The sequence below is a fragment of the Kutzneria sp. NPDC052558 genome, assembly GCF_044547355.1.
Taxonomy (GTDB): domain Bacteria; phylum Actinomycetota; class Actinomycetes; order Mycobacteriales; family Pseudonocardiaceae; genus Kutzneria.
In genome coordinates this window covers 23,384-44,807 of the sequence record NZ_JBIUAG010000045.1, presented here as the reverse complement: position 1 = coordinate 44,807, position 21,424 = coordinate 23,384, and the positions used below count along the sequence as shown (strand labels likewise).

10 protein-coding genes are annotated in these 21,424 nt (G+C 67.8%); 7 read left to right on the top strand and 3 right to left on the bottom strand.

The window, feature by feature from the left end; translation table 11 throughout:
* Positions 1-17: 17 nt before the first annotated feature.
* The 3 genes from ACIG5F_RS44635 to ACIG5F_RS44625 are packed head-to-tail and all read right to left on the bottom strand — an operon-like array spanning position 18 to position 12,729.
* Positions 18-1,841, bottom strand: coding sequence for an amino acid adenylation domain-containing protein (locus ACIG5F_RS44635; RefSeq protein ID WP_396526325.1), 1,824 nt, complete (start codon positions 1,839-1,841; stop codon positions 18-20).
* Positions 1,838-3,586, bottom strand: coding sequence for a condensation domain-containing protein (locus ACIG5F_RS44630; RefSeq protein ID WP_396526324.1), 1,749 nt, complete (start codon positions 3,584-3,586; stop codon positions 1,838-1,840). The genes ACIG5F_RS44635 and ACIG5F_RS44630 overlap by 4 nt, the downstream gene beginning before the upstream one ends.
* Positions 3,583-12,729: an amino acid adenylation domain-containing protein gene (locus ACIG5F_RS44625; RefSeq protein ID WP_396526323.1), complete on the bottom strand. Its 9,147-nt coding sequence runs from the start codon at positions 12,727-12,729 to the stop codon at positions 3,583-3,585. Before ACIG5F_RS44625 ends, ACIG5F_RS44630 begins: the two co-directional genes overlap by 4 nt.
* A 617-nt stretch (positions 12,730-13,346) precedes the next feature.
* Here ACIG5F_RS44625 and ACIG5F_RS44620 point away from each other — a divergent pair.
* The 7 genes from ACIG5F_RS44620 to ACIG5F_RS44590 are packed head-to-tail and all read left to right on the top strand — an operon-like array spanning position 13,347 to position 21,065.
* A complete protein-coding gene (locus ACIG5F_RS44620; RefSeq protein WP_396526322.1) occupies positions 13,347-14,672 on the top strand; it encodes a serine hydrolase domain-containing protein in 1,326 nt (441 codons plus the stop codon).
* Between the two features lie 5 nt (positions 14,673-14,677).
* The gene (locus ACIG5F_RS44615) at positions 14,678-16,189 is read left to right on the top strand and encodes an amidase (protein WP_396526350.1); all 1,512 of its coding nucleotides are present in this window, start codon (positions 14,678-14,680) and stop codon (positions 16,187-16,189) included.
* Entirely contained in the window at positions 16,176-17,336 is a 1,161-nt protein-coding gene (locus tag ACIG5F_RS44610; RefSeq protein ID WP_396526321.1) for a thioester reductase domain-containing protein, read from the top strand. The genes ACIG5F_RS44615 and ACIG5F_RS44610 overlap by 14 nt, the downstream gene beginning before the upstream one ends.
* 13 nt (positions 17,337-17,349) lie before the next feature.
* Complete coding sequence (locus tag ACIG5F_RS44605; RefSeq protein WP_396526320.1) at positions 17,350-18,600, top strand: acyl-CoA dehydrogenase family protein; 1,251 nt, start codon at positions 17,350-17,352, stop codon at positions 18,598-18,600.
* Positions 18,590-19,528: an ABC transporter ATP-binding protein gene (locus ACIG5F_RS44600; protein ID WP_396526319.1), complete on the top strand. Its 939-nt coding sequence runs from the start codon at positions 18,590-18,592 to the stop codon at positions 19,526-19,528. The genes ACIG5F_RS44605 and ACIG5F_RS44600 overlap by 11 nt, the downstream gene beginning before the upstream one ends.
* Entirely contained in the window at positions 19,525-20,295 is a 771-nt protein-coding gene (locus ACIG5F_RS44595; RefSeq protein ID WP_396526318.1) for an ABC transporter permease, read from the top strand. The genes ACIG5F_RS44600 and ACIG5F_RS44595 overlap by 4 nt, the downstream gene beginning before the upstream one ends.
* A complete protein-coding gene (locus ACIG5F_RS44590; RefSeq protein WP_396526317.1) occupies positions 20,295-21,065 on the top strand; it encodes an ABC transporter permease in 771 nt (256 codons plus the stop codon). Before ACIG5F_RS44595 ends, ACIG5F_RS44590 begins: the two co-directional genes overlap by 1 nt.
* Positions 21,066-21,424 lie beyond the last annotated feature (359 nt).

The following is a 21,424-nucleotide window of genomic DNA, read 5'->3' as shown; positions in this document are numbered from 1 at the left end:
CACCGGTTGTCGTGGTGTCAGCGGGCATCGAGCGATTCCAGGATCTCATCGTCAAGGCCGAGATCGTCGAACTCCGGTCGGGACCACAGGTCCAGTGCCGCCTGTCGACCGCGGCTGCGATAGGTGTCGATCAGTTCCGCGAACCCGGCGACCGACGGCGACTTCAGCCATTCGGCCGTCGGCAGGTCCAGCTGGTAGGCCCGGATGAGGCGTGCGACGAGCCGCGCGGCCAGAAGCGAGTTGCCGCCCAGTTCGAAGAAGCTCACTTCGACGTCCACGTCCCGCTCGTCAAGAAGGTCCGCGAAGATCTCGGCCACGGCCTCCTCCAGCGGCGTCCTCGGACCGGTTCCGGTGCGCCGTGAGGTTTCGGCTGGTCGGTCGAGCGCGGCCCGATCGACCTTGCCCTGTGGGGTCAGGGGCAGCGCCTCGAGGACGCGGATGCGGGCGGGCACCATGTGTGCTGGCAGACGTTCCGCGGCAAAGGCGGTGAGGTCCGTGTCGAGGCTCGTGCTGGAGGCCACCACGTGCGCCACGAGCGCGGCTCGGCCGGTGCCCCTGTCGTGCACGGTCACGGCGGCCGCGTGCACATCCGGATGGCTGCGCAGCACGCCCTCGATCTCCCCTAGCTCGACCCGGTAGCCACGCAGTTTCACCTGGTCGTCGGCGCGACCGTGGAACATCAGCCGGCCGACGGCGTCCCGGTGGACGAGGTCGCCGGTGCGGTAGAGTCGCGCGCCATCGCCGGACCAGGGATCGGGCACGAACGCGGCCGCGGTCAGCCCGGGGCGGCCGAGGTAGCCGCGGGCGACCCCTGCTCCTCCGATGTACAGCTCGCCGACCTCGCCGTCCGGCACCAGGTTCAGCTCGCTGTCCATCACATGCAGTCGAGCGCCCGCGATCGCGGTGCCGATCGGTACGGGTCCTTCGCCGGACTCGCCGGCCGGGAACTCGTAGGCGCAGCAGGCAACGGTGGTCTCTGTCGGCCCATATTCGTTGACCACCGCGACCTCCGGCGCATGAACGCGCCAGAACGCGACGGTCGGATAATGCAACGCGTCACCGCCCACCACCAGGCGGTGCGCCGCGGTCGGTGCCTGGCCCGGGGCAAGCGCATCACCGAGTATTTCCAGGTGCGCCGGAGTGAGCTTGACGAATCGGAAGCCACCGGCAGCCAGTGCTCGAGGTAGCGCGTTGACCGGTGGGTCCTCCTCGGGCAGCACGACGACCGGCTGGCCGGCCAGGAGTGGGACGAACAGCGACGTGACGCTCAGGTCGGTGTTGACCGGCGAGTGCAGCGGCACACCGCCGCCACCTTCCGCGCCGTAGGCATTCCTGGCCCAGCACAAGTAGTTGACCATGGAGTTGTGCGTAACCATGACGCCCTTGGGCGTTCCGGTCGAGCCGGAGGTGTAGATGACGTAGGCCAGGCTCGCCGGGTCTATCGGCACGCCGGGATCCGTGTCCGGCTGCGCGAGGATGGCCGACCGATCCTGGGCAAGGCGTTCCGTGGTGAGCGTCCGCAGCACGTCGGCGTCGCGCAGGATGAACCGCTTGCGTTCCGGGGCTTCCGCCGGATCGACCGGCAGGTAGGCCGCACCGGATTTCAGCACGCCGAGCAGAGTGACGACGAGAGCCGCCGTGCGCGGCAGGCACACACCGATCACGGCCTCCGGACCGGCGCCGAGACCGATCAGGTAATGCGCCAACTGGTTGGCCTGGCGGTCGAGTTCGGCGAAGCTGATCCGCCGGTCGCCATAGACGGCGGCGACGCCGTCGGGATCGCGCGCGGCACATGCCGCGATCAGCTCGTGCACGCCGCATGCGGTGGTGGCGTCGGTCATCGGTGGTCTCCTTCCGGCTGGGTGGTCGCAGGCTGGTCGGCCGGCCTGTTCTCGTGTCGCCACATGGATTCGATGTCGACGCGAATGCCTTCTGAGTCCGGGGTGCCGGCCAGAATCTCCGGCGCCTCTATGGCCTCGGCGAGTTGCTCGACCGAGGTGAGGGCGAAGATCGTCTCCACCGGTACGGCGACCCGCATCGCGCGCCGGATCTGGCGCATGGCCCGGACCGCGAGCAGCGAGTTGCCGCCGAGGTCGAAAAAGCTGGCGCGGATGTCGAGCTCATCGCGACCAAGGAGTGTGCAGAAAATCGCCGCCAGTTCGGCTTCCAAGGGTGTTCGTGGTCCGCGCGGCCTGTCATCGCCTGCCGCAGTGGCGGTCGCCGGACGTGTGGGTGCGGTCAGGGCAGCTCGGTCGAACCTCACCTTGGCATCCGGCTCGTCGAGCAGTTCCTCGACGATGTCGAGCCACTCGATCGCCATGCGCCGTGCGGTGTCCTCGTCGAACAGGTCGGCGTTGAACTCCAACCAGCCGTCGAGCGCGTCGCCGTCGGGGCGCAGCGCCAGCCGCAAATCGAACATGGCCGTGTCCCTGGGGACCTCACGTGCCGTCAAGCGCGCGCCCGGCAACTCGACAACGGGCGCCGGCGTGTTCTGCATCGCGAAGAACACCTGGAACAACGCGGACCTGCGCAGGTCTCGGTCCGGCGCCACCTGCGCGACCACCTGTTCGAACGGCACATCCTGGTGGGCGAAGTCGTCCAGGCTGGCGTCGCGGACCCGCCGCACAAGTTCGCGGTACGTGGGGTCGCCGGACAGGTCGGCTCGCAGCACCACGGTGTTGACGAACACCCCGATGCCACGTTCCAGCTCGGGCCGGCCGCGTCCGGCCACCGGAGTGCCGATGCCGAAGTCCGGCTGGCCCGACCGGCGGGCGAACAGCACCTGGTAGGCCGAGAGCAACACCTGGAAGGGCGTCGCCCGCTCGGTGGAAGCGAACCGGGCCACTGCGGCGGCCAACGGTGCTGGTAGGTGGACAGGTATCCGGCCACCGCGGAAGGACGGCAGGGGCGGACGTTCCCGATCGCTGGGCAACGCGAGCGGCGGTGTGTCGGCCAGCCGGGTCCGCCAGTAGGCCAGGTCCTCGATCAGCCCATCCGTCTGCTCGCGCTGCCACTCCGAGAAGTCCACGTATTGCAGGGCCGCAGCGGGCAATCCCGGCGGCCGGCCGGCCGCAATCGCACCATAGACAGTGGCGAGTTCGTCGAAGAAGACCGCGACGGACCAGCCGTCACACACGATGTGGTGCGCGGTGAACTGAAGCATCTGCTGGCCGCTGCTGTCGGTGAGCAGTCGCATCCGCGCCAGTGGAAGGGCATCCAGGTCGAGCGGTGGGTCGTCGGCGAGTTCTGCTTCCCACTGCCCGTCCGGAACGGCAACTGTGTCGACGGGCAGGCTTCCTTCAGGTTCCACGACCTGGCAGAGCTCACCGCCGAGCTGGCGCTCATCCTCATCGAACAGCACGAACCGGGTCCGCAGGACCTCGTGCCGCTCGACCAGGATCTCGGCCGCCGCACGGAGGACGTCGACGTCGAGCGTGCCGTCCACGTCGAACGCCCCGGACATGTGGTACGCGCGATGCGCCCGTGGATTGAGCTGGCACATGAACCACATCCGCTGCTGCGCGAACGAGGCCGGGAAGACGTACGCCTCGCTGCTCACGGCCAGGCGCCCGTTGCTGACGCTCATCGGGTTTCTCCCTCCGCCATTGCCACTCGATACGGGACACGACGCCGTCGGGTGATAGCCGGCGTACTGCCCCTGGACGCCTGCTGCCCACGGAGTGCCTCGGCGAGTTGGGCCACCGTCGGGTGGTCGAACAACGTCCGCAGGGTCGCCGGCAGGTGCAGCGATTCGGTGATTCCGCTGACCACGGCCGTGGCGGTCAGCGAATGGCCGCCCAGTTCGAAGAAGTCGTCGTGACGGCCGATCTCATCGCGGCCCAGGGCAGCCCGCCAGATGGCCGCGATGCCCCGTTCCAGTTCTGACGATGGCGGTTCGCTGCTCCGGCCACCGGTCCAGTCGGGCTCGGGAAGGCGGCTGCGGTCGAGCTTGCCGGTACGGGTGCGCGGTAGGTCTGACACCGGCAGCACACGGTCGGGCACCAGGTGCGCCGGAAGTTCGTTCCGCAGTTCGGCTCGTAGGGCGTCGGGGTCGATGTCGCGTGCGGCGACCACATAGGCCACGAGATGGTCCTCGCCACTCGGATCGGCACGAATGCCGACTCCGACGTCCACGATGCCCTTACCGGTGCGCAGGTGTGCCTCGACCTCAGCCGGCGCTACCCGACGGCCCCTCAGGTTGACCAGGTCCGTGCTCCGACCGATGAACTCCAGCGTCCCGTCCGGCCGCCGCCGGGCGACATCGCCGCGGCAGGCCGGCGACGCGCTGCCGCCCTGCCAGTAGCCGACGGCGACCTGCGGTCCCCGGCAGGCGAGTTGGCCGAACGGCTCGGTCGGTCGACCGTCCGGTCCGGTGAGGCCGATCTCGACGCCGGGCACGGCGGTGCCGATGGGCACCGCAGCGCGAAGCTGGTCGGCACGGTCGACTCGATGCAGGGCGGCGAGCGTGCATTCGGTGGCACCGAACAGGTTCCACAGCGTGCACCCGGCGTCGAAGCCGTCGGCGAACAGTCGTACGTCCGCCGGCCGGGTCTCCTCGCCGCCGAGCACGACGCTCCTGACCGGCACCGTCGGCCAGGCGTCATTGCCGTCCCGCAACAGGTACCGAAACACGGTCGGCGTCGAGTGGTACACAGTGACGCCCGCTTCGCCCAGGAACTGCGCGATGGTGGCCGCGCCGTCGTCCCGCACGTCCATCGGGCATAGCCGGGCGCCGGTCAGTAGGGCGCCGAAGATGTCCAGCACAGCCGCGTCGAACGTGATCGAGCTGAGCTGTGTCAGCCGGTCGTCAGGTCCGATGCCCAGCGCGGCAACGTAGTTGCGCACGTGGTGGAGTACATTGCGATGGTTCTGCAGGACCCCTTTGGGCGTCCCTTCCGAGCCGGACGTGTGCAGCAGGTAGGCGATGTCGTCCGGATGGCCACCGCTCAGCTGCGCGGCAACCGCTTCGAGCTGATCCAGCACCACCACCGGCAACCCCGGCGGTGTAGGACGGTCGACATGGTCGATAACGACGGCATCGAGTCGGGCTTCCCGGGCGCGCTGTGCCTGTCGCGCGGGCGGGTCGGCTGGATCCAGCGGCACATAGGCGTGGCCGGCGGCCAACACGCCCAGCAGCGCGGCCGGCATATCGGCGCCAGGGGTGCACAGGATACCGATCCGGCCTGCCGTGGGCATGGCGACGGCCGCGGCGACAGATCGTGCCCGGTCCGCGAGTTCGGAGTAGCTGAACGCGCGTGTAGGAGTCCAGACCGCGGTCCGCTCCCCATGATCGGCGACGACCTGCCGGAACCGATCGATGATCGACTGTTCGATGGGGAAGAGCGGATCTGCTGGCTCGGGACCAGGCTCCGGTGGCGTGCGAAGGGTCAGCTCCGCGATCTCTCGGTCGGCACCGGCCGGCAGTTGACGCAGCAGGGTCTCGAAGTCCGCCACCAATTGCCGGATGGTGGCCGGCTCGAACAGGTCACGATCGTACTCAACGAGCAGGTCGAGCCCGCCGTCTGTGCGATCGGAGAGGTAGACGTCGAGATCGAACTTGGTCGCCAGGCGTGGCGTGCTCAACGGCGTCGCGGTGACGCCCGCCAGCACTGGGCTTGTGACGGGTAGGTCGAGGTAGTTGAACATCACCTGCGGGAACGGGATACGGCCACTCGCCTCCAGTTCGCTTGCCACCCGCTCGAACGGGCAGTCCTGGTGTGCCAGGGCGTCCACCAGGATCCGACGTGTCCGGTCGACGACGTCGCGCACGGTGTCCTTCGGGGCGATCGAGGCCCGGATCACCGACACGGTGACGAACAAGCCGATCGCACGGTCGAAATCCGGACGGTCACGGCCGGCGGTCGGTACACCGACGGCGATGTCGTCCTGCCCGCTGTGTCGGTGGGCCAACACCAGGAACGCGGCCAGCAGCGTCATGAACGGCGTGGCGCCGGAAGCCGCGGCAAACGAACGGATCGAGCTCATCGTCGTCGCGGCCAGCTGTGTGCGCTCGACCCCGGAGGCGTAGCCGCGTTTCGGGCGCCGCGGCCGGTCCGTCGGCAGATCAAGCGGTAGCAGGCCGGTCAACTGGTGCCGCCAGTACTCCAGGTGCCGGTCGGCGTGCGCACGCTGCCACTGAGCGAAGTCTGCGTGCTGGATGACCGGTGCTGGCGGCACGCCCGTCGCAGAGTACAAGGTGGACAGTTCGGCCACGAACGCCGGCAGGGACCAACCGTCGCACACGAGATGGTGCGCTGTCAGCAGCAAAACCGACTGGTCCGGACCGGAACGGGCCAGCGTGGCCCGCAGCAGCGGCGGCCGCTCCAGGTCGAACGGCACGCCATCGGCTGTGGCCAGCTCCGCGACGCCTTCAATGCCGGCCACGGCTGATCTGGTCAACCGGAAGTCCACATCGGACAGTATTCGTTGCGTGATCAGGCCGTTGGCGTTCTCGAAACCGGTACGCAACGGTTCGTGCCGGCGGACGATCTCGCACAATGCCCGCTCGAGGCGATCGGCGTCCACCTCGCCGTCCAACCGCCATGCGGCCTGGACGGTGTAAGCCGTGTTCGCCGCCGGATCCAGTTGGGCCGCCAACCACACCCGCTCCTGTGCGTACGATGCCGGCAGGCGAACCACGCCATCGTCGCCGGCGGGCCGGTCGGCGTGTGGGATGCGGTCCGACCCGTCGTTCGGCCGGTCTCGCAGGGCCGCCGCCAGTCCGGCGACGGTCGGGTGGTCGAACACGAGCCGCACCGGCACATCCACGTCGAGCACCTCGTGCAACTGGGTGGCTGCGCGGGCCGCAGCGACGGAGTGGCCGCCGAGCCCAAAGAAGTCGTCGTCCCGGCCGACAGCGTCGAGCCCGAGCACCTGCCCCCACACCGATGCGATCATCTTCTCGTCGGCGGACCGGAAGGGTGCACCGGTCGGGTTCGCAGGCTTGGGCGGCACCGGATCGGGTAGAGCGGCACGATCCAGTTTGCCGTTGGGCGTGCGCGGCAGCTGGTCGAGCACGGTGATCACCGACGGCACCATGTAATGCGGCAGGTGGTCGCGTACCCAGTCCTGAGCTTGGTGCGGATCGACGGTGCCGACGACGTAGCCGAGCAGTTGGTCGCCCCTGGCGATCACCGCGGACTGTTCGACACCGGCAAGGCGGCACAGGCAGGACTCGACCTCGCCCGGCTCGACACGGAAGCCGCGCACCTTCACCTGGGCGTCGGTGCGGCCGAGAAAACCCAGCACACCATCGCCGTTGAAACGCGCCAGGTCGCCGGTGCGGTACAACCGCGCGCCTTCGGACGAACTCGGGTCAGGGACGAAGTGGTCGGCGGTCAGTCCCGGCCGCGCGTGATAGCCGCGGGCCAGGCCGACACCGCCGACGCACAACTCACCGACCGCCCCCGTGGGAACCTGGCGGCCAGCAGGGTTGAGCAGCACGATGTGCTCACCGGCCAATGGCCGGCCCAGTGAGATCGAGTCGGCATGCCCAAGAAGTCCATGGGTTGACCAGATTGTGGTTTCGGTCGGGCCGTAGACATGATGGACCTCTACTCCCGTGGCCAGAAGCTCATTGGCCAGGTCGGGTGGCAGCGCCTCTCCGCCGCACAGGCAGCGGATGCCGGCCGGGCGCCACGGCGTGCCGAGCAGCATCCGCCAGGTGGTGGGGGTGGCCTGAACGACGGTCGCGCCTACTTCGTCGAGACGCCGCCCGAGTGTCCACGGATCGGCAGCCACCTCGTTGTCGAGCAACGCGACCACCGCACCATGGCACAGCGGAAAAAACAGCTCCACGGCTGCGATGTCGAACGAGACAGTGGTGATAGCGGCGACCGTGTCGGCGGCCGATAGCGGGACCTCGGAGGCCAACGCGGTCAGGAACGCCGTCAGCGAACGGTGCGTGACGGCGACTCCCTTTGGCGTTCCGGTCGATCCCGAGGTGTAGATCAGGTAGGCGAGATTGTCCGGATGCACGTCGACGCCGATCGGATCCGTCGGTTCGTCCACGGTGCTCGCCACGTACTCGTCATCCACGACGAGCACCGCACCGGAGTCGGTCAACACGAAGCCGGTGCGCTCCGTCGGCTGCGTCATGTCGAGCGGCAGGTATGCCGCACCCGCCTTGAGCACGCCAAGCAGGGCGATCATCAGCCCCGACGACCGGGACATTCGCACAGCGACCACGTCTTCCGGCCCGATCCCGGAGTCGCGCAACCGGTGCGCGAGCTGATTGGACCGACGGTTCAGTTCGCCGTAGGTCAGCACCCGGTCGATCGCGACCACCGCCTGCGCCTGCGGTGCGCGGTCGACCTGCTCGCCGATCAGGACCGGCAGAGAGCGGTCGATGTCGCCGATGGCCGGGCCGGTCCCCCAATCATGGAGCAAGGCCTGTCGTTCCGCCGCACTCATGATGTCCAATTCAGACACTCGGCGGTCGGGCTGGGCGACGGCGGCGCGCAACAACGTGCACAGGTGAGTGACCAGCCGACCGGCGGTCGCGCGGTCGAACAGGTCGCTGTTGTACTCCAGCCATCCCTCGGCGCCGTCCTCGACAGGGGTGACCGACAGCCACAGGTCGAACTTGGCGGTCTTCGACGGTGGTTCGGTGACGGTCGCCGCCACGTCCGCGAAGTCCAGTCGCCATCGGGGCGTGTTCTGCAGCGCGAAGAAGACCTGGAACAGCGGCGTCCTGCTGTCCGCCGCAGCATCCGCTTCGGCGACGACGCGTTCGAAGGGCACGTCAGACCGGGAGAACGCGGCAAGGCTGGTCGCCCGCACGCGGCGGACGAGTTCGCGGAAGGTGGGCTCTCCGCTGAGGTCGGCTCGCAACACCACGGTCTCGATGAACAGGCCGATGGCGTGCTCGAGGTCGGAGTTGCCGCGGCCGGCGACCGGTGTTCCCACACCGAAGTCGACGCGGCCGGACCACCCGGACAGCACCGACTGGAAACCGGCCAGCAGCACCATGAACAGCGTCGCACCGGCCGACAGTGCGAGCTCGTCCAGCGCGGCAACCAGATCGGACGGGAGCCGTAGCGGAACTCGATCGCCGCGATAGGTCTGGTGGACGGGCCGTGGTCGGTCCGTGGGCAGGTCGATCGGCTCGAGTCCGGCGAGCTGGGTTCGCCAGTAAGCGATATCCGCCGCGATTTCGGCCTGGCTTGCCCGCTGCCATCCGGCGAAGTCGGCATGCTGGACGCGCAGTGCCGGCAAGGCTTCCGGATCGTCGATCTGGTACAGAGTGGACAGTTCTTCGAACAGCACGGACAGCGACCATCCGTCGCAGATCGCGTGGTGCGCGGTCAGTAGCAGGACGTGCGTGTCCGGGGCGAGCTTCGCCAAGGTGGCTCGGAACAGCGGCGGCACGTCGAGGTCGAACGGGCGCCGCTCGGCTGCCACCAGCCCATCGAGCTCGGCCGCGCCAGCAAGCGTAACCCGCACGACGACAAGGTCGCAGGACGGCAGTATGTGTTGCTGCAGCTGCCCGGCACGGTAGACGAGGCCGGTACGCAGCGGCTCGTGCCGGTCGACTACTGCCCGGAGCGCACGGACGAGTCGGTCGCCGTCGAGCGGTCCGGTCAGTTCCAGCGCACCCTGCATCAGGTAAGCCCGATGAGCATCGTCGTCGACGGTGCTGAGAAACCAGAGCCGTTCTTGGGCAAAGGACGCGGGCACCGAGTCGCGAGGCACCGGAGCCGGCGCAGTCCGAGCGTCGCGGGCGCGGGTGGTCAGCGCCGCAGTCAGCGTGCGGACGGTCGGATGCTCGAACAACAGCCGCATGGAGACGTCGACGTCCAGTGTCTCCCGGAGCCTTGAAGCAACCCTGGCGGCAGCGAGGGAGTGCCCACCGAGGCGGAAGAAGTCATCGTCCACGCCGAGCGAGCCGAGGCCGAGCACCTGTGCCCAGACAGCGGCGACCACCTCCTCGACGCCAGTGCGCGCAGACGACGGGCCCGCGTCCGATCGGGCACACATGGGCTCGGGCAGGGCGCTACGGTCGATCTTCCCGTTCGGTGTCTCGGGCAACGCATCGATCACCAGCACATCACCGGGCACCATGAACGCCGGCAACCGTTCCCTGGCGAACGCCAGCACCGTCTCGGCATCGACATCCCCGGTCACGTAGCCGACGAGCGCGGCGCCGCGCACGACCACAGCCGACCGGCGGACGCCGGAACACCGCGACAGACACGTTTCGATCTCCCCGAGTTCCACCCGGAAACCACGCACCTTGACCTGCGTGTCCGTGCGGCCGACGAAGGACAGCTGACCATCCGGCCGGTAGCGCACGAGGTCACCGGTCCGATAGAGCCGGTGACCGCCGGGCCTGAACGGATCCGGCACGAAGCTCTCTGCGGTTCGGCCAGGACGGCCGTGGTAACCGCGCGTCACACCCACACCGCCGATGCACAGTTCTCCGACGGCGCCGGGAGGCACCAGCCGCAGCGCGCCGTCCACGACATAGACCCGCTCGCCGGTCAGGGGCTGCCCGATGGGCGGCGGGTCGTCGGCCGCGGTGACCAGGGTCCCGGTGGAGTAGGTCGTCGTTTCGGATGGGCCATAGAGGTTCCGGACGCGAATCGCCGGATCCTGAGCCTGCACCGCGGCGACGAGCCGATGGGAAAGTGGTTCCCCGGCCAGGTTGACCGCACGCAGGGTGGCCGGCAGAGCTCCCGCGGCGAGCAGTTCGTCCAACACGGACGGAACCGTGTTGAGCAGGGTCACGTCGTGATGCTGCCCCGCGGTGAGAGCCCGCACGGCGTCCGTGTCGGCGAACACGACGGTGTGCCCACGGGACAGCGGCACGAAGCACTCGAAGACCGACAGGTCGAAGCAGACTGATGTGGTGGCGAGCACCCGGCGCGTGTCGTCCGTGTCGAAGCACTCCTGCGCCCAATCGACCATCGCGCTGGCATTTCGGTGAGTTATCGCCACGCCCTTGGGCCGGCCGGTCGATCCCGAGGTGTAGATCAAGTAAGCCAGGTTGTCCGGCAACGCGCCAACGGCCACCGGCCCGGCCGGATACCGATCCAGGGCGTCGCTCGTCACGTCCTCATCACCGAGGACCAACCGCGCACCGGCGTCCGCGGTCATGAAGTCGATTCGCTCGGCCGGATAAGCCGGATCGATCGGCAGGTACGCCGCCCCGGCCTTCAGGACGCCCAACAAGGCAACCAGGAGCCAGGACGACCTGCTCATCCGGACACCGATGACGTCCTCCGCCGCCACCCCGGCCGTCCGCAGGCGGTGGGCCAGTCGGTTGGCCCAGCGATCCAGCTCGTCGTAGGTCAGCGTGGCATCGGCCGCCTCGACCGCCACTGCAGCCGGTGTGAGGGCTACCTGTCGGGTGAACGAATCTGTCAGGCACTTGCCATCACCAGCGAGCTGTGCGCCGCTGCCCCAGGTGTCGACGAGACGGTGTCGTTCGGCACCGGACAGCAGGTCCACTTCTGACAGTGGGCGATCCGGCGCGGTGGTCATCGAGCGCAACGCCTGCACCAGGTGCCCGAGCAGGCTCTCGACCACGAGGTGATCCAGCAGGTCACGGTTGAACTCGGCCTCGATCCGCAAGCCGTCCTGCCACGGCCACACGTGTAGCTCGACGGGATGGCGCACCTCCGCGCGCGGAAAGGGAACCGACTCCAGCACTCCATCGGCGAACGGGAGTTCATCCCTCGGGTAGGTGTGCATGACGAGCAGTGCTTCGAACAGCGGCTGCTCCGGGCGCAGCACCTTGACCACCTGCTCGTACGGACAGCTCTGGTGGCGGAAGGCGGCGAACGTCGAAGCACGGACCCGGCCCAGCAGCTCCCGTATGGTGGGTGCACCGGTCAGGTCGGTCGGCAGCGCCAGCGTTCTCGCGAAAAGGCCCACCGCCCGGCGACGATCGGCGCGTGTCCGACCGGTCACCGCACAGCCGACGGTGAACCTCTGTCGGCCCGACCAGATCGACAACACCCAGTCCAGCGCCGCCATCATGATCACGAATCGAGTCACGCCCTCGGCGTCCGCCAACTCGGCCATGCCATCGACCACATTGGCGGGTACCTCGATCTCGGCAGTGCTGGCCGAGAACCCGCGCGCCGCTGCGCCGTTGCTCGGCGGACCCGCCGGCGCGCTGTCCGCCAGCAGGTCGCACCAGTACGCCAGATCGCGCTCCGCCACTGGCTCCGATCGCTCCTCGGAGCCCTCGGCGGCGTCGGCGGCGTCGGCGGCGTCGACACCGGCTCGGTACAACGACGCCAACTCGTGCATGGCGATGTCGAGGGAGGCCCCGTCGCACACGAGATGGTGAGCTCTCAGGAGCACGAAATAGTCGTCAACCGCGACCTGATAGACGGTCAGGCCAGCCAGGGGGCCGTGTTCGAGGTAGAACGGAGCGGCCGCGGCGGCCGCGGCCACGTGCACAGCTGTCTCGACCGGATCGCCGGCGTCGCGCAGGTCTTCCCACACAACGTGGATGGGATCGTCCCGTGCGACCCGGCGGGGCCCGTGCGGTCCCGACTCGAATGTGCTGCGCAACGACTTGTGCCGGGCGGTGAGCGAGGCGAAGGACCTGTCGAGCACCGCGCGGTCGAGTGGGCCGCTGAATCGCCCGAAATGGGCCAGCGTGAAAACCGACGTGCCCGGGTTGAGCTGCTCGAACAGCCAGATCCCCTCCTGCGCCGAACTCAGTGTGCTCGCGTGCGCCCGAGCGCCCGCAGCATGGTCGGTCCGCTCCGTCATATCGATCTCCATTGGTGACGCCAATTCCCGGAACGTCGGTCAAAGCCGCGAAAACTGTCCATTGTGGACGGCATGAGGCGGGCCAGCCGTGGAAACGCTGCAAGGAAGCAGTTCGACCAGCTACAGAAACGTGTGATTGACATGCCTCACCGACTGCGGAAGGCCTCCTCTCACAGCGCCCTTCCCCAGTACTGGCAACACGTTCAGGTCATGTCGGTACCGTGTCTCGATTGCTACCGGCACGAAGCGTCTGCCCCCATGTCAACCTCCCATGACCATACGACTCCGATCAAAGGTGTCAACCCGGCCAAGATCGGGACATTAATTGTCAAGATCTTCTTGAGGCGGCCCGCGTTCACCGCAACAGGCTAGTTTGAACAGACCGAGGCCGTGACCCACACCACAGCGCGCAATCAAGTCACTCCGCCGTTCGGGTTAAAGATCGATCCAATGGACACCATCCGTGGCGGCAGACACTGATCGAGTGCGGCACATGTTCACTCGATCAGCCCATTGCCGAGTTGACATTCCCCGTATCGAGGGATTTCCTCGATACGGGTCTCCTCTCACTCCGCCGTCCGGCGTCGCTCGGCGCCGGCGAGGCAAGGGGTGGGCAGATGACGGAAACCGCCGCGAGAACCGATGCCGACGGACAGATCCGTGGCCGCATCGAGGAACTCATGTCGGCGCACGACGTTCCCGGCGCGAGCATCGGTGCGCTCGCCCACGATGCAGAACACTACTGGGCGTCGGGTGACCGAGGCGGACGCCATCCAGGTCCCATACGACCGGACACGCCGTTCCGAGCGGCATCACTGAGCAAGACCGTCGTCGCGACTGCCCTGATGCGACTGTCCGAAGTGGACGAAGTCGACCTCGACCGGCCTGTCCGCGCTTACCTGCCGGACTTCGCCGTCCGCGATCCTGCCGCCACCAGCGCCGTCACCTTGCACCACCTCGTCACGCATCGGGCTGGATGGTCGCCCAACCTGGACGAACGGCGGCCGCCGAACGAATGTGACGCAGGCGCACTCGCCAGGGCTGTCGCCGATCTGGCCAATGCCGACCAGATCAGTCCGCCCGGTCGCTTCTACTCGTACAGCAACACCGGATTCACCGTGGCGGGCCGGATCATCGAGGTCATCACCGGCATGTCGTTCGAGGACGCGGCGGACGAACTCGTGTTCAGACCGGCCGGGATGACCGACACGCACTACCCTACCGACGCCGCGCCACCCTCCGGCCTGGCCGCCGGCCACACCGGCAACCCGGCTGCCATGTTCGAGCCGTGGAGCCGATCACGCGCACGATCGCCCTCTGGTGGCCTGGTCACCACTGCGGCCGACCTGCTGCTCTTCGCTCGCGCACTGCTGGACACGACTGTGATCGGCAGGCATACGGTCACCGAGATGTGGCGGCCACGGGCCGAAGCGGTCGGTTTCGCCGAGCGGATCGCGGTCGGGTGGAACGTCGACCACCTTTGCGATGGCACGGAATACGTGGGCCATGCCGGCAACAGCGACGGGTACCTGGCCGTGCTGTCGGTCGTGCCCGCCCGCCGGTTCGCGGTCGCGGTGCTGCTGAACTCCACGTCATTCCCACCTCTGGCCGGCATTGCGCAGGACCTCGTCACGCAGCAGTTTCTGGGCGCAGCGCGGCCAGAAGCGGCCTCCGTACCGTTCTTGCCCAAACCGGACGTACTGCCATATCTCGGCGACTACACCGACGGACTGGCCAACGCCACCGTCGCCGACGCGCCCGACGGCGTGCTGCTGAGTTCGGCTCCGGGCTTGCCGACCGCACCGGTCTTGTTCACCGGCCCGGACGAGGGCGTCGCCCACGTCGGTGGTGCTGACCTGGTGGTCCGGTTTCTCCGCGACGCGGGCGCGGTCCGTTGGCTGCGGGTCTCCGGCCTGGTGTTCCGGCGAAAGGACACCACGTGATCACGATGGACTATCGCGACTACCGACAGCACGACGCACTCGGATTGGCGGCGCTGGTCCGAGCAGGCGAGGTCTCACCGGCAGAGCTGCTGGCCGTCGCGATGCAGCGCGCACGCGACGTCAACCCGACGATCAACGCGATCACCAGCTATCTCACCGAACCGGCCGGCGAACGCGCCTCAGGGCCCCTGGGCGGGCCATTCGCCGGCGTGCCCTTCTTGATCAAGGATCTCAACCAGGACTACTCGGGTACGCCGACCTCCCGGGGAAGTGGGGCGTGGCGACATCATGTCGCCGACGAGCACTCGGATGTGGTGACACGCTGGCTGGACGCGGGTCTCGTTGTGTTCGGCAAGACCAACACGCCCGAGTTCGGTGCCAAGGCGACCACCGAGCCCACAGCGTTCGGCCCGACCCGCAATCCCTGGGCTCCGGATCGCACTCCGGGTGGTTCGTCCGGGGGCGCGGCCGCCGCGGTCGCGGCCGGCATCGTGCCGGTCGCGGGTGCCAGCGACGGCGGCGGCTCGATTCGTATCCCGGCAGCGTGTTGTGGGCTGTTCGGGCTGAAGCCCGGCCGTGGCCTGGTACCGGCCGGCCCCGCCCACGCCGAGTTGGCACACGGCGCAACCACGCACGGCGTCATCTCGCGCAGCGTGCGCGACACCGCCGCCATGCTGGACTGCTTGGTTCGGCCGCGCGAGTCGTATCTCGAAGCGCTGCACGGTACCTTGCCGCGTCAGCGGATCGGCTATACCGACACGTCATTCCGCGGCCAACCGTGCGACCCGACCGTGGTCACAGCAGTGCGCGGCGCGGCCGAGCTGCTCACCGGCCTCGGACACGACGTCGAACAAGTAGATCCCGGCATCGACGGGGACGCACTCGCCGCCGACTTTCTCACCGTCTGGTACGCCCGGATCGCCGCCACGGTCGCGGAGACACGGCGTCGCGTGGGCAGTGTCCGCGGGCTGGAAATAGACACGATCCTTGCGGCGGCCATCGGGCGTGCCATTCCCGCGCCGGCTTATGTTGCCGCACACGGGCGCTGGCACGACCACACGAGGGCCATGACCTGCTTCCACCGCCGATACGACTTGCTACTCACGCCGACGACGGCAGCACCACCGGTCCCACTCGGCGCACTCGAACCACCTACTTGGATGCGTGCTGTGGGTCGGACCATGCACCTGCTCGGCCTGACCAGAACAGCTGTTCGCAGCGGCCTGGTCGACCGGATCGCCCGCACGACACTGCGGTGGGCGCCGTTCACCCAGCTCGCCAACATCACCGGCAACCCAGCGATGTCCGTGCCGGTGCACTGGTCACCGGACGGACTCCCCATCGGTGTCCACCTGATGGCGCCGCCGGCCGGTGAGATCACGCTGCTCCATCTGGCCTCACAGCTCGAACAAGCAAGGCCCTGGGCCGATCGGCAGCCACCCGAGGCGCCAGCCGCCCAGCCCTCAACCGAGGTCCCCACCGCACCAGAACCCGGAGGAGCCCATGCCGGCCGATGACCAGTCCCATCCCGCCCCACGAACCCTGTTCCTGACCGGAGCAACCGGTTTCCTCGGGGCCTTCATCCTGGCGGAACTGCTGGGACGCACTGCCGACACCGTGCATTGCCTGGTACGCGCGAAAGACGATGCCCATGGCATCGAGCGCATCCGTGACGGCCTGACCGGGTTCGGAATCTGGCGTGACGAGTACCAACCTCGGATCCGGCCGGTGCCCGGCGACCTGACGCGGCCGCTGCTCGGCATGTCGGAGCAGACGTTCTCCCGACTCGCCTCGGACATCGACGTCATCTACCACGCCGGTGCCCAGGTCAACTTCGTCTACCCGTACGCGGCACTCAAAGCCGCGAACGTCGGTGGCACACAGGAAGTCATCCGCCTGGCCGTACGCCACCACGTGAAGCCCGTGCACTACGTTTCCGCCATCGACGCGATGGTGAAACTCGGCGAGGTGCGGGTCAAGGAGGACGATCCGCTGCCCCTCAGCCCGATCCCACACGGCTATGTGCAAAGCAAATGGGCGGCGGAGCGCGCGGTCGCCGCCGCACAGGCCAAAGGCCTCCAGGTGTCCATCTATCGACCGTGGCTCATCGGGGCGCACTCACAGACCGGTGTCTGCCATACCAGCGACTACGTGCTGCGATTGCTGCACGGCTGCCTCGAGGCCGGAATCGTGCCCTCTCACGAGGAGTCGCTCAACATCAGCACGGTCGACTTCTTCAGCAGTGCTCTGGTGCACATCTCGCTGAACGACGAGAACATCGGCAAGCCCTATCACTTGGCCAATCCCCGAGGCGAGCCGTTGCCGGACCTCTACGAGCGCATCAGGTCTTTCGGCTACCGCCTCGACGAACTGCCGTACGAGGTGTGGCGGGACCGTCTCAACCGGACTCTGCCGCCAGCCAGCGCGGCCTACTCCGTGCTGCCGTTGATACCGGAGCACCCGGCGCCCGAGGGAGCCCGCCACCCCTCGATCGACTGCACCCGTTCGCTCGCGGCGCTGGAGGGGACCGGTATCACGTGCGCCCCACTCGACGAACGACTTGTCCACCTGCAACTCGGTTACCTGGTGGACGTCGGTTTCCTGCCGCCGCCCGAACACACCGGCCGCGCCGAGCTGACCACCACCTCCACCGCGCGGGCGTGACGAGAGCAGGGAGATGATCGCCATGAACGGCCCGGAACTCACCCTGACGGCGCGCACCGACGCCGGCGCGAAGTTCGTCTCACGATGTGAGGAGCACGCAGATGATTTCCGCACCCGTGCGGACCAGCATGACCGGGAAGCGTCCTTCCCACACGAGAACTTCGCGGCGATGCGGGAAAGCGGCGTGCTCGCCGCCGTCGTGCCGGCAGAACTGGGCGGCCTCGGCATCACGTCGATCGAGGACATGGTCACCGGCATGAGCCGGATCGCCGGGGGCGACGCGTCCACCGCGATCGCACTGTCCATGCACTTCGGGCCCAGCTGGTCGATCAGCAGGGCTCGGCGCCAGCCCGAAGCCGACCCCGCCGCGACCGATGCCTACCTCCGGTTGATCGCCGAGGGCCAGCTGGTCCTCTGTGGCGCGGGCACCGAAGCGGGTACGCACACCCGATTCCCACTCAGCGAGTTGACCCGCACCGAGCAGGGTTGGCGGCTGAACGGCAACAAGATCTTCGCCACGCTCTCGCCTGCCGCCACCGCATTCCACGTATTCTGCCGCACCCGCCGCACGGACGGGTCGTGGGCCGGCGCGAGGGTTTGGCTCGCGCGTGACACCCCGGGGTTGGAGATCGTGGAGAACTGGGACGCTATGGGCATGCGCGCTTCCGGCAGCCACGGCCTGTGCATGCGCGACTGTCCGGTGCCGGACGAACTGGTGAGCGTCCGCGGCGACTGGGGCGACTGGAGTTCGGCGGAACTCGTGCACTCAGCCGCCGGCAATCTCACGTTGCTGTCCACGTACCTCGGCATTGCCGAGGAGGCCCGCGACCAGATCCGACGCTCGCTCATCAAGCGTCGCAAGGCGCCGAGCGACCGCCTGTTGGCCGATCGTCATGCGATCCAGACGCTGTTCGCCCGCATCGAGGCCCGGCTGTTGGTGTGCCGGTCCGTGTTGCAGCGTGTGAGCCGCCTGTGGGACGATTATCTTGACACGCATACCGACACCGATGCGTCTCTCGCGGACGCACACGAGTTGATGGCGGAGTACCAGTGCGCCAAGGCAATCGTGGAGCAGAACGCGATCGGCGCTGTGGATATCGCACTGACGGCGTCAGGCGGTTCCGGCTACCTGTCGGCGAATCCGCTGTCCCGGTTGTACCGAGACGTTCGCGCCGGCCCCTTCATGCAACCTTTCTCACCGGTGGAGCTCTACGAATACGTAGGCAAAGTTCGACTTGACAGGGAGCCCGTCGTTGACCTCTGACGATGTGCGGGCGCTGATCGCGGCGACCGGACTGTGCAAGCGGTTCGGTCGCCGGGTCGCGGTCGACGGGATCGGCTTCGCCGTACAGTCCGGTGAGGCCTTCGGGTTCCTCGGCCCGAACGGTGCCGGCAAGACCACCACGATGCGCATGATCTCGTGCGTCTCGCCGCGCAGCGGCGGTTCGCTGCGCATGCTCGGCCTCGATCCCGACACCGACGGCCCGGCGATCCGGGCGCGGCTGGGCGTCGTGCCACAGCGTGACGCACTCGACCGCGAGCTGACCGTGTTGGAGAACCTGATCATCTACGCCAGGTACTTCGACATTCCCTGGCGGGCGGCCAAAGATCGGGCCAGGGAGCTGCTCGACTTCGTACGGCTGGCGGACCGCATGGACGAAGGGGTCGACGGCCTGTCCGGGGGTATGAAACGCCGGCTGGTGATCGCTCGCGCGCTGATCAATGAGCCGGACGTGATCATCCTCGACGAGCCGACGACCGGGCTGGATCCACAGGCTCGGCACCTGATCTGGGACCGCCTCTACGCACTCAAGCAACGTGGCGTGACGCTGCTGCTGACCACGCACTACATGGACGAGGCCGAACAGCTGTGCGATCGCATCGTGATCATGGACGGCGGTCGGATCATCGCCGAGGACTCCCCGGCCGCACTGATCCGCGAGCACTGCACCCGCGAAGTCGTGGAGCTGCGGTTTCCAGTAGGCCAGCGGCCGAACATCGACGGCCAGTTCACCGGCCTGACCGACTGGACGGAGCAGCTGCCGGACCGCGTGCTGCTCTACACCGATGACGGCGACGCACTGTGCGCCCACGTGGCGAGCCGCGGCTATCGACCGGAGAACACCGTGGTACGAAGGGGAAACCTGGAGGACGTGTTCCTGCGCCTGACCGGGCGAGAGCTGGTGAGGTGACCGTGACACTGCCCGCCATCCGCGTCGTCCAGCACAACCTTCACACATTTCGGCATATCTGGCGCTCCTACCTGAGTTCCGTGGTCGGCCCGCTGTTGTTCCTGATCGCCCTCGGCGCCGGTGTCGGTCAACTGATCGATCAGCGGGGCGGGGTGGACGGCTTGTCCTACTTGAATTTCCTGGCGCCGGGGCTGATGGTCGGTGTCGCGATGCAGACCGGCGCGCTCGCGGGCTTCGGGCCGATCCTCGGGCGCATCCGATGGGACCCCGTGTACGAGTCCATGCTGCATTCACCGTTGCGGGTCCCCGATGTGTTGCTCGGCGAACTCCTCTGGATCGGCCTGCGCCTGACCGCGACCTCATCCGTGTTCCTCGCCGCCATGGCCGCGCTCGGCGCGACGTCGTCTTGGTGGAGTGTGCTCACTCTGCCGGTCGCCGTCCTGACCGGACTGTCCGTTGCCGCTGTGTTCGCGACCATCGCCGCGCTGTCTCCCAACGGATACACCTATGACGTCGTGTCGCGGGTCGTGATCGTGCCGCTGTTGCTGTTCGGCGGTGTGTTCTTTCCGTTCGATCGGTTGCCGTCGTTCGTACGCGTGGTTTTCGACCTGACACCGCTCCCCCATGGCGTCATGCTCGCCAGGGAACTGGCCGCCGGCACGTCGATGCTCATTCCGAGCCTCGGGCACCTCGCCGTGCTGGTCGCCTATCTGGTCGGCGGGTTTCTTCTGGCGAGGCACGCCTTCCAAAGGCGGTTGGTGCCATGATGCTCCTCAGCACGCGCTGGTTGCGGCTCGTCGAACGCAATGCGCTGGTATACCGCCATGTCTGGCCGGTGTTGGTCGCCGGCTTGGTCGAGCCGTTTCTGTACCTGCTCAGCATCGGTTACGGCATCGGCGGATTGGTCGGCTCGGTTCAGGTCGGCAACCAGGCCCTGCCGTACGCCGTCTTCGTTGCGCCGGCGCTGGTCGCGACCGCGGCGATGAACGGGGCGATCTACGACACGACGTTCTCGGTGTTGCACAAACTCCGCTACGAGCGCATCTACGACACGATGCTCACCACCTCGCTGAGCCCGCGTGACATCGCGGTCGGCGAGGTGTCGTGGGCGATGGTCCGCGGATGCATCTACACGGCAGCCATGCTGGTCATCACCACCGCATTCGGTCTGACACCCCTGCCCTGGGCCCTGTCGATGTTGCCCGCCGCGTTGTTGATCACCTTCTGTTTCGCCGCCATCGGCTGTGCGGTCACCACCTTCCTGCGAAGTTGGCAGGACATCGAGAACGTCTACCTCGTCCAGACGGTGATCTTCCTCTTCTCGGGCACATTCCTGCCCGTCGACCGGTACCCCACCGCGATCCGCTGGCTGACCGAGCTCAGCCCGCTCACCCGCGGCACCGACCTGCTCCGCGGCCTGAACACCGGCGCACCAGGTGTCGCCCTGTCCGTCGTCGACGTCCTGTTCCTCGCGATCATCGGCGTCATCGGCCTCCGCATCGCGATTCGACGCCTCGGTCGACTCATCCTCACCTGAGGGTTTCGACATGACGTCCACGGAGGAACCAACGCGAGGAAAGATCACCGTCAACGACGTTGAGGAAGCCGAGACGAACCGCCGAGGTGTACAGCCGACACGTATGTGATCGCCGGCAGAAGCAAGATCGGCACTACGCCGTCAACGTGGGTTTTGCCATCTGGATCCCCCAACCCAGCTCCAGGAGCTCCCGGTGTGACGCCCCCGCTTAGCGGCGGGCCTATTTCCGGGACCACTGGTCCAGTGGCGCGATGACCTCAACGACGAGCCTGGCACCGCCGCCTGGTTCGCAAGAAGTGGACGTTTCCGCACCGGACAGGTCGCCCGCCGATCGCCGAGGAGATCCGTGAGCTGGTGAC